This is a genomic window from Bradyrhizobium sp. AZCC 1721 (assembly GCF_036924715.1).
GTDB lineage: Bacteria > Pseudomonadota > Alphaproteobacteria > Rhizobiales > Xanthobacteraceae > Bradyrhizobium.
In genome coordinates this window covers 912,491-926,411 of the sequence record NZ_JAZHSB010000001.1, presented here as the reverse complement: position 1 = coordinate 926,411, position 13,921 = coordinate 912,491, and the positions used below count along the sequence as shown (strand labels likewise).

15 protein-coding genes are annotated in these 13,921 nt (G+C 64.1%); 4 read left to right on the top strand and 11 right to left on the bottom strand.

The window, feature by feature from the left end; translation table 11 throughout:
* Positions 1-40: 40 nt before the first annotated feature.
* The gene (locus tag V1273_RS04465) at positions 41-1,021 is read right to left on the bottom strand and encodes an NAD(P)H-dependent flavin oxidoreductase (protein ID WP_334383825.1); all 981 of its coding nucleotides are present in this window, start codon (positions 1,019-1,021) and stop codon (positions 41-43) included.
* A 96-nt stretch (positions 1,022-1,117) separates the two neighbouring features.
* Between V1273_RS04465 and V1273_RS04460 the strand changes: the two genes are divergently transcribed.
* Entirely contained in the window at positions 1,118-2,680 is a 1,563-nt protein-coding gene (locus V1273_RS04460) for an AMP-binding protein (RefSeq protein WP_334383826.1), read from the top strand.
* A 31-nt stretch (positions 2,681-2,711) separates the two neighbouring features.
* On the opposite strand, the gene minE is transcribed toward V1273_RS04460, so the two are convergent.
* Genes minE through minC form a run of 3 tightly spaced genes read right to left on the bottom strand, consistent with a single transcriptional unit; the run spans position 2,712 to position 4,535 of the window.
* Positions 2,712-3,005: a cell division topological specificity factor MinE gene (gene minE / locus V1273_RS04455; protein ID WP_156433752.1), complete on the bottom strand. Its 294-nt coding sequence runs from the start codon at positions 3,003-3,005 to the stop codon at positions 2,712-2,714.
* Positions 3,002-3,817 carry a septum site-determining protein MinD gene (minD, locus tag V1273_RS04450; protein ID WP_171711705.1) on the bottom strand — a complete coding sequence of 272 codons (816 nt, stop codon included), beginning with the start codon at positions 3,815-3,817 and terminating at the stop codon, positions 3,002-3,004. The genes minE and minD overlap by 4 nt, the downstream gene beginning before the upstream one ends.
* 19 nt (positions 3,818-3,836) lie before the next feature.
* A complete protein-coding gene (gene minC / locus V1273_RS04445; RefSeq protein WP_334366451.1) occupies positions 3,837-4,535 on the bottom strand; it encodes a septum site-determining protein MinC in 699 nt (232 codons plus the stop codon).
* A gap of 594 nt (positions 4,536-5,129) precedes the next feature.
* Here minC and V1273_RS04440 point away from each other — a divergent pair.
* Both V1273_RS04440 and V1273_RS04435 read left to right on the top strand, forming a co-directional pair.
* Entirely contained in the window at positions 5,130-5,678 is a 549-nt protein-coding gene (locus V1273_RS04440; RefSeq protein ID WP_334408837.1) for a hypothetical protein, read from the top strand.
* A gap of 51 nt (positions 5,679-5,729) precedes the next feature.
* Positions 5,730-7,298 (top strand): ABC transporter substrate-binding protein, encoded by a 1,569-nt coding sequence (locus V1273_RS04435; protein ID WP_334408835.1) that lies wholly within the window; start codon positions 5,730-5,732, stop codon positions 7,296-7,298.
* Positions 7,299-7,354: 56 nt separating this feature from the next.
* On the opposite strand, the gene V1273_RS04430 is transcribed toward V1273_RS04435, so the two are convergent.
* The 7 genes from V1273_RS04430 to V1273_RS04400 form a co-directional block, all read right to left on the bottom strand.
* Positions 7,355-8,128 (bottom strand): thioesterase family protein, encoded by a 774-nt coding sequence (locus V1273_RS04430; protein WP_334383830.1) that lies wholly within the window; start codon positions 8,126-8,128, stop codon positions 7,355-7,357.
* 121 nt (positions 8,129-8,249) lie between these two features.
* A complete protein-coding gene (locus V1273_RS04425; protein ID WP_334366447.1) occupies positions 8,250-8,984 on the bottom strand; it encodes an SDR family NAD(P)-dependent oxidoreductase in 735 nt (244 codons plus the stop codon).
* A 48-nt stretch (positions 8,985-9,032) separates the two neighbouring features.
* Complete coding sequence (locus V1273_RS04420; RefSeq protein ID WP_247508814.1) at positions 9,033-10,001, bottom strand: NAD(P)H-dependent flavin oxidoreductase; 969 nt, start codon at positions 9,999-10,001, stop codon at positions 9,033-9,035.
* Between the two features lie 130 nt (positions 10,002-10,131).
* The gene (locus V1273_RS04415; protein ID WP_334383832.1) at positions 10,132-10,680 is read right to left on the bottom strand and encodes a hypothetical protein; all 549 of its coding nucleotides are present in this window, start codon (positions 10,678-10,680) and stop codon (positions 10,132-10,134) included.
* A gap of 78 nt (positions 10,681-10,758) precedes the next feature.
* On the bottom strand, positions 10,759-11,340 hold the full coding sequence (locus tag V1273_RS04410; protein WP_334366445.1) for a YqaA family protein: 582 nt from the start codon (positions 11,338-11,340) through the stop codon (positions 10,759-10,761).
* 66 nt (positions 11,341-11,406) lie between these two features.
* The gene (hisE, locus tag V1273_RS04405) at positions 11,407-11,829 is read right to left on the bottom strand and encodes a phosphoribosyl-ATP diphosphatase (RefSeq protein ID WP_334366444.1); all 423 of its coding nucleotides are present in this window, start codon (positions 11,827-11,829) and stop codon (positions 11,407-11,409) included.
* Positions 11,830-11,953: 124 nt separating this feature from the next.
* Positions 11,954-12,355 (bottom strand): hypothetical protein, encoded by a 402-nt coding sequence (locus V1273_RS04400; protein WP_334383833.1) that lies wholly within the window; start codon positions 12,353-12,355, stop codon positions 11,954-11,956.
* Between the two features lie 241 nt (positions 12,356-12,596).
* Here V1273_RS04400 and V1273_RS04395 point away from each other — a divergent pair, with 241 nt between their 5' ends.
* Positions 12,597-13,673, top strand: coding sequence for an ABC transporter substrate-binding protein (locus tag V1273_RS04395; protein ID WP_334408834.1), 1,077 nt, complete (start codon positions 12,597-12,599; stop codon positions 13,671-13,673).
* Positions 13,674-13,921 lie beyond the last annotated feature (248 nt).

Sequence of the window (13,921 nt, the reverse complement as noted above, 5' to 3'; positions counted from 1 at the left end):
ATGCAGTGGCTGGATCGCCGGGAACCCTTTGTGCTCTAGCCTAGCTAAGTCGCAGGCGCGTGGCAGCGTCCCGATATTCCGCCGCTGTGCGCGCAACCATCTCGTCGACCGAAAGAACCTCCGTCACGCCCGAAACGGCATGTCCCGCACTCCAAATATCCTTCCAGCGTTTCGGGCGGTTCTCGCGCGCGCCGATGTCGATATCCTTGGCGATATCGATCGCGCCCCGCTCGGGAAGATCGTCCGGATCGAGACCGGCGGCCTCGATCGAGGGGCGCAGCATGTTGGTCTGGAGGCCCGTGAATGCCTTGGTCAGCAGGATGTCGTCGGCGCTGCTGGCGACCAGCATCTCCTTGTAGCGCGCGTCCGCCATGCTCTCCCGCGTGGCGATGAATTTGGTGCCCATATAGGCGAGATTGCAGCCGAGCGCCTCGGCCGCGCGCAGGGCGTGACCATCCGCGATGCCGCCCGCCAGCACCAGGGGTCCGTCGAAGAAGGCGCGCACCGCGCGCACGAACACGAAGGGATTGAGCCAGCCGGTCTGACCGCCCGCGCCTGCCGTTAGCAGCACCAGCCCATCGGCACCGGCAGCCGCCGCGCGCTCGGCATGGCGGATGGATGCGACGTCGGCAAACACCAGCGCGCCGGCATCGCGCAACGGCTTCAATACCGGCGCCGGCGAGCCGACGGAGGTGATAACCATTTCCGGCCGATGATGCAGCAGCACCTGCAGATCCTGCTCCAGCCGCGCATTGGAGCGATGCACGATCAGATTGGCGCATACAGGCGCTGCGGGCTTGCCGCTTGCATCCGAGTGCTCCTTCAGCCGGTCATCGATGTCCGTCAGCCATTGATCGAGTTGTTCGGGGCTGCGGCAATTTACGGTCGGAAACGAACCGATCACGCCGTTGCGGCAGGCGGCTACCACCAACTCGACGCCGGAGACGAGAAACATCGGCGCCGCAATCAGCGGCAGGCTGAGGCGGTCGCGAAAGCGCGAGAGCAAGTCGACAGGTGGCAAGGCGTTCTTCCCGGCTTGAGCAGGCTTCTTGTTGTGCTAGCGTTACCCGACATTGGCACGGACGAAGGCCAATTACAAAACAGCGGGAGGAAGAAGATGGGCAATCCGCTCTACGCGTTTCCGGCGGCATGCGAGCAGACGTTGCTGGCGCTGGCGCGCTACCCGGAGCGCACGGCGTTCGCCTGGCCGGGCGGATCGCTCACCTATCGCGGCGCGACCGACATGATCGGGCGCATGCAGAGCGTCTTCATGCAGTTCGGCTTCCAACCCGGCAGCCGCGTCGCGTTTCTCACCGCCAACCGCGCCGACACCTGGTGCGCCGGTGTCGCCGCGCAGCTCTCGCGGTTGGCGATTACCTGGCTGCATCCACTGGGTTCGCTGGACGACCAACTGTTTCAGCTCGAGGATTCCGAGGCGCAGATGCTGGTGGTCGACGCGGTTACCTTCCGCGACCGCGGCGGCGAACTCGCGGCCAAAGCGACCGGTCTGAAGACTGTGCTCACGCTCGGTCCCGCCAGTTACGGCGACGATCTCCTGCAGGCGATTGAAGCCGCCGGCAGCGCCACGGCGCGCAGCTTTGCCGGACCCGACGACATCGCCACGCTCAATTACACCGGCGGCACCACGGGCAAATCCAAGGGCGCGCTCCGCTATCACCGCGAATATGGCGGGTTTGCCAGCGCGATCCTCGCTGACTTTGAAATTCCTGATACCCCGCGCTACCTGACGGTTGCGCCGATCAGCCATGTCGCGGGGACAAAAGTGCTGCCGACGCTGATGCGCGGCGGCACCGTGCATATGCTGAAAGGCTTTGATCCCGAAGCCGTGTTCAAGACCATCGAGCGCGAGAAGATCAATTTCACCCTGTTCGTGCCGACGATGATCTACGTCATGCTGGATCATCCCTCCCTCGACAAGACCGACCTCTCCTCGCTCGAACTCTTGCTGTACGGCGCATCTGCGATGTCGCCGAGCCGGCTGGTCGAGGGCATCGAGCGAATCGGGCCGGTGTTCTCGCAGCTCTACGGCCAGACCGAATGTTATCCGGTATCCGTGCTGCGCAAGGCCGACCACGATCCCAGGACGCCGGAGCTGTTCCTGTCCTGCGGATTCCCGATTGCCGCTTGCCAAGTGAAGATCCTCGACAATGACGACCAGGAAGTCGCAACCGGCGAGGCCGGCGAGATCTGCGTGCGCGGCACGCATGTGATGGCCGAATACTGGAAACGGCCCGACGCGACTGCGGAGACGCTGAAGAACGGCTGGCTGCACACCGGCGACATCGCGCGATCGGACGAACGCGGCTACATGTTCATCCTCGACCGCAAGAAGGACATGATCGTCTCCGGCGGCTTCAACATCTTTCCGCGCGAGGTCGAGGATGTCTTGTCGCAACATGCCGACGTCGCCATGGTCGCCGTGGTCGGCGTGCCCGACGACAAATGGGGCGAGGCCGTCACCGCCGTGATCGTCGCCCGCGAAGGCGCGCGACCGAATCCGGACGAGCTGATCAACCTCGTGAAGGCGAAGAAAGGCTCGGCGCACGCGCCCAAGCATATCAAGTTCGTTAGCGAGTTGCCGATGACCGGCGTCGGCAAGGTCGACAAGAAGGTGCTGAAGGCAGGCTTCTGGACCGGCCGCGAGCGGATGGTGGGGTAGCGATTAATTAGCTCGGTCGGCAGCGCGCCTTTCAGCCGGCCATGCGCTTTTCGGTAGGAGCCTTCTTGTCGAAATTATTGGGCACTTCGATATCGACTTCGAGTGTCGACACCGTCTTGCCGCGCTCCAGCTTAACCATCACCTTGTCGGGATCGAGCACCACGTGCTTCGACACCACCGCGAGGATTTCCTCCCGCAGCGTGGCCAGCAAGTCGGACTGACCGAGTAGCCCGCGCTCATGCGCTAGCAAGATCTGCAGCCGCTCCCGCGCAACGGGGGCGGATGCATTGCGGCCGCTAAACAGCCGCAGCAGATTCATGCTCATGCAGCTCTCCGTCCCAGCAAGCGGTTCATGAAGCCCTTGCGCTCGGCCGGCACGGTCATGGCGACTTCCTCGCCCATCAGGCGGCGTGCGGCATCGATATAGGCGCGGGCCGGCGCGCTCTCGGCATTGTTGAGCGTCACCGGCGTGCCGACGTTGGACGCCTTCAGGACATCCTGGCTCTCGGGAATGATGCCGAGGAGAGGCGTCGCGAGGATTTCCAGGATGTCGTCAATGTTGAGCATCTCGCCGCGCGCCGCACGCGCCGGATCGTAGCGGGTGATCAGCACATGCTTTTCCACCCGCTCGCCGCGCTCCGCCCTCACCGTCTTCGAATCGAGCATGCCGATGATGCGGTCGGAGTCGCGCACCGAGGACACTTCGGGATTGGTGACGATGACGGCTTCGTCGGCATAGCGCATGGCGAGCGTCGCGCCGCGCTCGATGCCGGCCGGGCTGTCGCACAGAATCCAGTCGAACCGGCTCCTGAGCTCGGCGATAACGCGGCCGACGCCCTCGTCGGTCAGCGCATCCTTGTCGCGGGTCTGTGAGGCCGGCAGCAGCCAGAGATTTTCCAGCCGCTTGTCGCGGATCAGGGCCTGCGGCAGCTTGGCGACACCCTGCACCACGTTGATGAGGTCGAACACCACGCGGCGTTCGGCGCCCATCACCAGATCGAGGTTGCGCAGGCCGACATCGAAATCGACCACCACGACGCTTTGCCCGCCTTGCGCAAGCGCCGCACCGAGCGCGGCCGTCGAGGTGGTTTTTCCAACGCCTCCCTTGCCCGAGGTAACGACCAGGACCTTGGCCATACTTGATCTCCTTAGCCGGTTAATTCAGCGGGGTAATTTTCATGGTGTCGCCCTCCAGCCAGGCTTGCGCCGGGCGGTTGCGGAGCGCGACGTCGATTTCTTCTGCGGTCTGGTAGTAGCCATCGATCGCCAGCAGCTCGGCCTCGATTCTCTGGCAATAGATCCGTGCGGCCGAATTGCCGTTGACGCCAGCCATCGCACGGCCGCGCAGCGTGCCGTAGATGTGAATCGATCCGCCGGCGACGATCTCCGCGCCCGACCCGACCGAGCCCAAAACCGTGACATCGCCTTCCATGAAGACGATGGACTGGCCCGAACGTACCGGGTTCTCCAGCAGCAGCGAGGTCGGCTTCTTCGGCTCGGGCTCCGACTTCTGCGTCGGCTCGTTTCGCGTGATCACGCAGGCACGGCCGCCGGTCAGCAAGGGCGGCATGTTCGCCGCGAGACGATCTTCCTCCACACCCTCGATGCCGAGGACGCGGATGTTGCGCTCGTTGAGACTGCCGACGAGATGGGCGATGGCGGAGCTTGAGAGGTCGACGGCTGAGAGATCGAGCACGATCGGCTTGCCGACGAAGTATCCGGGCGAGCGCGCCAGCGTGGCGTCGATCTCGGCGAGCCATTCCACGATCGGCACGACAGGGCTGAATACGAACGCGACATAGGACCGGCCGCGCAGCCGGACCAGTTGACGCGTGGGATCCGCTCGGACGTCCATGATGTTCGACTCGCCTTTCTTATTGAATGGTTAACAATCGACGAACTTGGTTAACGAGTAATTAATGTGAAAACCCGCGCTACGCGCAGAAAACAGCGCAACGAGCGGCGAATCCGGCGCATTTGTGGCCGATTCATGCTGCTTATCGTGCGGAACGCATGCCAAACCCTTTGAAAACAGAGGTCACGTGAGTTGTAGTTAACGCGAGCTCAACTTACTTTCGTCACGTTTCCGACCTAAATTAGTCCTCGCTCGGCTCCAACAAACTTATGTGTGCTGGCGGATCTCTGCGGTCTGGCAGCTCAATCCGTCGGACAGACGGAACATTTGCCGGCAGGGGACGAGGCAGTGGAAGCCGTGAGCGTTGTGTGGTCGCGAGATTCGATCTCGCAGGCAGGTGTCGCCGGACGCAGGGACGGCGCCTCACATCTTGATTCAAATCTTCCGAGCAAGCTCGACAGCGGACAGAAAGCGGACGTCGACGATCCCGCGCGCCTCTTCCGCGACCTGGAACTCCTGATCGGTACGTCACCTACCGTTCCGCCGCCGAGCAGTCCGCCGGTCAATCCGCCAAGCGACATGAGGAGTAAGCGTATGAGTAGTGTGAGTGAGCAGGACCACATCAATCCCCGCGATCCCCTGTACTACGCGCCGCGCTCGCTACGTGAGCGGTCGGCTTCCATGCGCGACGCCAGCCCCGCATCGACACCGTTCTCTCCGGCGTCGTTCGACTCCCAGCTCGAGAGCGCCGTATCCGATGCGCTGCGCCATCCCCTCGATCCCGAGATCATGCGCGAACCCCAACTGGAATCGAAGAAGGCGTTGTGGAGCGTCGCAGCGCGCTTTGGTGCCGCCATCGGCGCCTCCGCTCTCGTGGCGCTGTTCTTCGTCGTCGTCGTGCCGGGGTCGCGGCAGAGCGACGGTGAGCCGTCGGCGTCCTCCGGAATCGTGCAGTCGATCAAGGCTGCCCTGTTCCAATCCGGAGAGGCTTCGCCAAAGCCTGCAATCAGCGAATTCCAGGCCGTTCTCGCCTCCACGCCACCGAGCGCCTCGCCTGCGCCCGAGCAGTCGCAGTTGCTCAAGCAATTCATGCAGTGGCGCGAGAAGCCGGATCCGGCGTCGCCGCAACGCGCCAACCCATGATCCAGATGGAAGAATGACAATGCCTGAGAACCGACTCTCAAGGAGTTTGCCATGACCTCGCACCGCATCGCCTTGCTGGTTGGGGCCGTGCTCTTCGGAATCGCAGGCAGCGCCCAGGCTGCCGGCGACATTGCGATCGTGCGCGACCTTGCCGGCCGCGTCGGCCCCGTGATCGGCTCGGCCCAGGCCTGCCGCGACATTGCGCGTCCCCGCATCCAGACCATCGTCGACAAGTTTTCACAGGTGATCCGGGAAGCCTCGTCGAACGAGGCCGAGCGTTCTGATCTCACCCTGACATTCGATCGCAGCGTGGCCGACGGCCGCGCCGCCGTTAGCTCGGGCAAAATCGATTGCATCCGGGCCGATCGTCAACTTGCCGATCTCGAACGCTCGATCTCGGGCCCTAGTCTTTCCAGCGTCATCGGTCCGTCCCCTGCTGCTGCGGCAACGGCCGCGAACGCGGCGACCGCGCCGACGGCCCCAGTCCCGACCGGGCCGCTGCCACGCGGCATCGGCGAAAAGGAAATCCGCTTCGGCATCGCCGCGCCCTTCTCCGGCTCCGCGCGTGAGCTGGGACGCCAGATGAAGCTCGGAATCGAGACCGCCTTCAACCGGATCAACGATGCCGGCGGCGTCGACGGGCGGATGCTCAAACTGCACGCCGCCGACGACGGCTACGAGCCTTCACGCACCGCGGACGCGATGAAGCAGCTCTATGAAAAGGACCAGGTGTTCGGCATCGTCGGCAATGTCGGCACGCCAACCGCGGCGGTGGCGATTCCCTATGCGCTCGAGCGCCGGATGCTGTTCTTCGGGGCCTTCACCGGCGCCAACATCCTGCGCAACGATCCGCCGGATCGCTACGTGTTCAACTACCGCGCCAGCTATGTTCAGGAAACCGACGCAGTCGTCCGCTACCTCGTCAAGATACGCCGGCTGCAGCCTCGGCAGATCGCGGTGTTTGCGCAGCAGGATTCGTACGGCGACGCCGGATTTGCCGGGGTCGCCAAGGCGTTTCGCTCCATGGGCGTGAACGACGGCGCCATCCTCCGGCTCAATTATGCGCGAAACACCGTCGACGTCGACGACGCGATCAACCAGTTGAAGCTCGCGAAACCGCCGATCAAGGCCGTCGTCATGGTCGCCACCTACCGGGCCGCGGCGCGGTTCATCGAGAAGACGCGCGACCTCTATCCCGGGTTGATCTACTCCAACGTCTCGTTCGTCGGCTCCACGGCGCTCGCCGAAGAACTGAAACTCTTGGGACCGCGTTACACCAACGGCGTGATCGTGACGCAGGTGGTGCCGGCGGTGTCGGGCTATTCGTCCGCCGTGCTCGAATACAAGAATGCGCTCGCCAAGTATTTCCCAGGCGAAGCGCCCGACTACGTTTCGTTCGAGGGCTATGTCGCCGCCAACGTGCTGATCGCGGGCATCAAGCGGACCGGCCCGCAGCTCGATACCGAGAAGTTGATCGACACCTTGGAGACGATGCGCAATCTCGACCTCGGTCTCGGGACCCAGCTCAGCTTCGGCCGCTCCGAGCACCAAGCCTCGAACAAGGTGTGGGGCACGGCACTCGACGAAAGCGGGCGTTACCAGCCGATCGATCTCGAATGATTGAAGGGGCCGCAATCTCGGTGATTGCGGTCCCTTTACGTACCGACCCCGCGCAGTCAGCGCTTCTCGATGACAAGGCTCTGGATAGCGCGGCCGAAATAGCCGCGCTCGTCGGCGAGCCGCGCCATTGCCAGCCCCGCGCCATCGGGACCGATCCAGGACTCGGCATCGAGCAGGATCCAGTCGCCGACCGGCTCACGGGCAAAATTCACGGTCAGGTCGGCATTGAGAAAGGTCCACGCGCGGAAATCCAGCACGGCCGAGGTGCCGTTGCAGAAATCCGCCGCGGCCATCGCCCGCATTGCCTGCGAAACGGCTGCGCCTTCCACGATCGGCCGGTCGACGCGGTACCAGATCGCACCGGGACCGGGCTCGCCGAAGCGGCCGCGCGCGGCGCGCAGCGACATGCCTGATACGAACGGGCTGGAGGAAAAATCCGCGGGCTCGACGCGCGATCGATCCGGCCCCGGCAGCTCGACCGGCAGGATCTCGGCCTCTAGCGGCAATTCCTGGGCCTGCACCTTGATCTTCAGCACGGTCGCGCCGACCACGACGACGCCGTTAGCCAGTAGCCTGACCGCGCAGAGCTGGATCTTGCGCCCCTCGCGCAAGACTTCGCTCTCGATGGTCAGCGGCGCCACCGGCACGGGACGCATCAGGTCCACGGTCACGCGCGCAACCCGCATCGGGACCGGCGTCGGAATCCGCTCCGCCGCCCACACCACCAGCGCCGCCGGCGGCGAACCGTGCTGCATGCTCGGGTCCCATGGGCCTGCCGCGAGGGGGCTGGTGACGACGTCGTTGCCGTGAACGCGAAAAATGCCGTCCATTGAATGAGAAGTCCTGTCGATCAAGGGACGAGCTTCTTGCCTGCTTCGGCAGAGCGAGTCGAGCCGGCGGCAGGCAGAGCACCGCGCGCCATTCGCGGGAGACGGCGAGCAAGGCGGCGCATCAAATGAACGCCATGCCGCCATTGAGGACGATGGTCTGCCCGGTCATGTAGCTGTTGCCGAGCACCATCGCGACGGCTTGCGCGACTTCCTCGGCCCGGCCCATGCGGCCGAGCGGGATGTTGCGCGCCAGATCCGTCCGGCCGCCCATCATGTCGGTCTCGATCAGCGACGGCGCCACCGCGTTGACGGTGATGCCTTCCTTGACGAGCCGCGCCGCGTAACCGCGCGTCAGTCCTTCCATGCCGGCCTTGGAGGCGTTGTAGTGCACGCCGATCGCGCCGGCGCCGCGCGCCGCGCCCGACGAGATGTTGACGATGCGGCCCCATTTGCGCGCCCGCATCGCCGGCAGCACGGCCTGCGTGCACAGGAACGCCGATTTCAGGTTTACGGTAATGGTCCGGTCGAAATCGTCCTCGGTGAGATCGTCGACGCCGCGCACGATAGCTAAGCCGGCATTGTTGACGAGAATGTCGATCGGGCCGAGTGCGGCGGCGACCTGTTCGACCAGGCCGGCAACGGATGCGGCCTGCGAGACGTCGGCGGCGACCGCGATGGCGCGGCCGCCGGCAGCCTTGATGTCAGCGACAACCGCGTCGGCGTCGGCGGCGCGCTCGCGGTAATTGACCGCAACCGCGGCGCCAGCTTCCGCAAGCATTCGCGCAATCGCCGCGCCAATGCCGCGGGACGCGCCCGTTACCAGCGCAACATGGGCGCTCAGATCCTGTCCGGCCATCACCGATCCTCCGTCGCATCCATCACGGGGCGCGCTCCGCAAGACGCCTTACAATGCGGGGTCGACCGCCTCGTCATATTCCTTCTTGAACCGCGCGATCAACTCGGCGGCCGGCACCACCTTGCCGATGCCGCCAATACCTTGGCCGCTGCCCCAGATCTCCTTCCATGCCTTCGGCTTGGCGCGCTCGCCGGAGGCGTCGGTGCCAAAACTCATCTTCGAGGGATCGGAGGTCGGCAGGTCGTCGGGATTGAGCCCGGCCTTGACGATCGACGGCTTGAGGTAATTGCCGTGCACGCCGGTGAACAGGTTCGAATAGACGATGTCTTCCGCCGACGACGACGTGATCATCTCCTTGTAGGCTTCGACCGCGTTGGCTTCCTGGGTCGCGATGAAGGCGGAGCCGATATAGGCGAAGTCGGCACCGAGGATGCGCGCCGCACGGATGGCGCGGCCGTTGGCGATCGCGCCCGACAGCGCGATCGGTCCGTCGAACCAGGCGCGCGTTTCCTCGACGAAGGCGAGCGGCGAGATCGTGCCGGCATGGCCGCCGGCGCCGGCCGCCACCAGGATCAGGCCGTCGGCGCCCTTCTCGATCGCCTTGTGCGCGAATTTCTGGTTGATCACGTCGTGGAAGACGATGCCGCCCCAATTGTGCGCCGCCTGGTTGAGATCCTCGCGCGCGCCGAGCGAGGTGATCAGCATCGGCACCTTGTACTTCTCGCAGGCCGCAAGATCGTGATCGAGCCGGTTGTTGGATTTGTGAACGATCTGGTTCACCGCAAACGGCGCCGACGGCCGCTCCGGATGCGCCTTGTCGTAGGCTGCGAGCTCTTCGGTGATCCGCGCCAGCCATTCGTCGAGCAGCGAAGCCGGCCGCGCATTCAGCGCCGGAAACGATCCGACCACGCCGGCCTTGCACTGGGCGATCACGAGATCGGGCACGGAAATGATGAACAGCGGCGACCCGATCACGGGTATCGACAGGCGGCCCTTGAACAGCGCGGGCATGGACATTCGAAGCGATCCTCTGGTTATTCAGGCAAGCGATTTGGCTCTAGAGATGCCAGGCATCATACCAACCAACAAGGCAATCTTTCCAGTGTCAAGTATTGCGTTTTGGCGCTGCGAGATGACGGAACGACCTCTACTGGCAGAGCGCCCTCGTCACGTAATTTTCCGTCTTGCAGTCGCCAGACTGCCGCTTGTAGCCGGGCAGGAACACTTTCGGCGAGCATTTTTCGGCCGCGTCAGTATCGAGGCTCTTGCCTTCCTTGTAGCCCTTGCTCTGGCACAGCCGGTCGGCGCCGGCCTTGCAGTCCGGCGCACCGTTGGCCGCCACCAGACACGCCGCACGCCCACTCACCATGACTGATGGCCTGGCGATGTTCGACAGGCTGTCGCCGGCACCCTTGGCGCCGGCGTTGAGATCGTCGATGGTCTCGCTTGGGCTCTTCAGCGGCGGCAGCAGCGATTTGGATTTCTCGAACAGCTTTCCGATTTCGTTGATCAGGCCGGGATTTTCCTGGCGCGGCGCTTGCTGCGGCTCACTCTGCTGCCGCTCAGGCTGAGCCGGCACCGGCTGCTGGGCCGGCGACTGCAGGCCGAGCGAGGGCTGCGGCGCGCCTTGCGACCAGCCGGCATCGGGAGCGATCGCAAGCACGGATGCAACGAGCCCAACGGTCGCGCGTTGCATCCCGAATAGCTTGATCAAACGGCCGATTCGATCGGGCATGGGACGAAACGTAGCTTGAAGCCGGGATGCCGGCAAAGCCTAGACCAGCTTGAACGCGGCGTAAAAGCCGAACACCAGGACGATGGCACCGATGGCCACCCAGGTGCCGAGGCGCTTTTCCAGCTCGGCCCGGATCGCGTCGCCATAGCGGTTGAGCAGGACCGCGACCACGAAGAACCGTCCGCCGCGCGCCACGATCGAGCACAGGATGAACAGCCAGATGTTGTAGCCGGCAAACCCCGAGGTGATCGTGACGAGCTTGTAGGGGATCGGCGTCAGCCCCTTCAGCAGGATGATCACCGCGCCCCATTCGGCATAGGAGGCGCGGAAGGTTTCGACCTTGTCGCTGAGACCGTAGACCGTGATCAGCCAGTGCCCGACCGAGTCATAGAGCAACGCACCGATGGCGTAACCGACCACGCCGCCGGCAACGGATGCGATGGTACAGACGGTCGCAAACCACCACGCCTTCTTCGGCTGCGCCAGCGACATCGGCAGCAGCATGATGTCGGGCGGGATCGGGAAGAACGAGCTTTCCGCGAAAGACACCGCCGCCATGATCCAAAGCGCATAGGGCTTGTCGGCGGCGTTGATACACCAATCGTAGGTCCGTTTGAGCATGGGCGCATGAACCATCATGGAGCGGATTTGTCCATGCCGGAAAACGACGGATTTTGAGGGGATTTACTACCGCTTGCGTACAGAACGGCCTTCCAGCGCGACAATTCGCCGCCGGACTGCGGGGCCTGCCGCTGCCTTGGGCAGCGGCTTGGTTGGCGCCGTTTTCGGCGACTTGACGGGCTTTGGCAGCTTTTCGGCAATGCCCAGCAGGTCCTCGCGCCGCTCCATTTCGCGCCAGACGTCCTCCGGCTTCACGCCGGCCGATGCCCACAGCACGGTCAGGTTATAGAGCAGGTCGGCACTCTCGCGGACCACCGCGTCGGCCTTGCCGCTGACGGCATCGATCACGACTTCGATGGCTTCCTCGGCGAGCTTCTTGGCCATCTTGGAGGGGCCGCGCTGAAACAGCCGGGCCGTGCGCGACGTTGCCGGATCGAGATCCCTGGCCGCGAGGACAGCCTGATAAAGCCGTTCGAGCGAATCACTCATTCTTCGAGCCTAATGCAAAGCCATGGCCGGCGTGTTAACGGCCACCTCTGCAACCATAAAAAAATCCACCGGCCGGGGTGGCCGGTGGATTCATATTGAACGGATGACATTTTAGCGGTCGCGTTTACCAGCCGCCATAGTAGGGGCCGCCGCCGTAATAGTAGGCGCGAGGCCGGTAATAATACGGGCTACCGTAATAGACCGGGCCGCCACCATAATAGCCATAGCCGCGATCATAGTAGTAATCGCGGCGGTTCTGGGTGGCCGCAATCGCAAGTCCCGTACCGACGATGCCGGCAAAGGCCGCCGCTGCCGCCGCGCCACCGCCACCGCGATAGTACCTGCGGCGGGCGCTGATATCGGTCGCGTCGCTGGTCCCGGTCGAGGCCGTCACGCCCTTGCTCGACGGTGCGGAGCCCGCGAATGCCGTGGTCGTCGGCGCGACTGCCGTCAGTGCAACGGCCACAACCGTTGCCACCGCGCCGGCGCGGCCGATCGATGAAAACACACCCTTTTGCGCAAACATCTCGACATCCTCCGTGGGAGCTGGCCTGACAGGCCTTCGATAGCTAACCACCGAACGGATACTAGGTTCCCGAATCCGAACGGCGGCTGAACGATCCCTGGCAAAATCGTGGCAGTCATCGACCATTCAGGTTAGATGCTGCACAATAGCTCGCCTAAAGGCCAAGTCTGCCGTTGGCGATGTCACGAAACCGACATCACCGGCGCGGCAACTTGTCCCACCTCTTGCTGATGTCATCTCGATGCGTGCGATCAGGACCAACGCCATCCGCTCTCGCCTGGGCGTTCTCTTGGCTTTCCTTGCCGGGCTGTGCGCCATTGCGGGCTTCTCAGCGAATAGCGCCCTCGCCGCCGACGAACCTCGGCCTCCGCTCGCAATCCAGTTTTCGCTGGATCGTCCGATCGATGCCGCGGCAGCGCCGTTCGTGATGGCGGCTGCCGGCGGCCTGTTCAGCGCTGAGGCGCTTGCGGTCACGATCAACATCGCCAGCGGATCGCCGGACGCGATTGCGCGCGTCGCGGCCGGCACCAGCGATTTTGCCGTCGTCGACGTCAACGCATTGATGCGGTTTCGCGACAAGGACAAGCAAGGTGGCCCGCGGATCAAGGCCGTGTTCGTGCTGTTCAACAAGGCGCCCTATGCCATCATCGCCCGCAAGAGCCGCGGCATCCGCGCGCTGACCGACATTGAGGGCAGGACTCTCGGCGTCGCCGAAGGCGACCTGTCGGGCCGGCTGTGGCCGGCGGTAGCGCACCAGAACAGCATCAAGATCAAGAGCGTGAAGCAGAGCAGCATCAGTGCCGCGGTGCGCGAGCCGATGCTGTCGGCCGGCCAGATCGATGCCGTGACCGGCTTCTCCTATCTGTCGGCGATCAATCTCAGGGATCGCGGCGTGCCTGCCGACGATTTGGCGGTGCTGAAATTCGCCGACTATGGCTGTGAAGCCTACGGTTTCGCTATTATCGCCAATCCGGCGCTGGCGGCCGCCAAGCCCGAGGCGGTGAAAGGATTCGTGCGGGCCGTCATCGGCGGGTTGCATCTCACGGTCAAAGACCCCGAACGCGCCGCAACCGAGGTCGCCAATCGCATGGACGGCGGCTCGAAGGACCTCGAACTCGAGCGGCTGCAAAGCATCCTGCGCGACTACGTCCTGACCAGCGAAGTGAAACGCAACGGCATCGGCGCCATCGATCCGGCCCGCTTCGAACGCTCGATCGATCAGGTCGCGGACGACTTCAAGTTTCAGAAACGGCCGCAGGCCTCCGACATTTTCGACGACCAGTTCCTGCCCCCGCTCAACAGCCGGCTGATTAATTGAGTGGGGGCTTCTTCTTCCGCCAGTGCCCGCGGCTTACCCCTCTCCCCAGCCCTCCCCCGCAAGGGGGGAGGGAGCCTGATCAGCGTGCTCACCTCACTTCGCGTTGCTGTGCTGAAGTTGCAAACACGTAAGGGAAGCACCGGCGGATGGGTTCCCTCCCCCCTTGCGGGGGAGGGTTAGGGAGAGGGGTGCCGCTTGCTCAACTGCCTGCCGAAGTCGCCTACCTCACTCCTGACGAATGCGCCTGC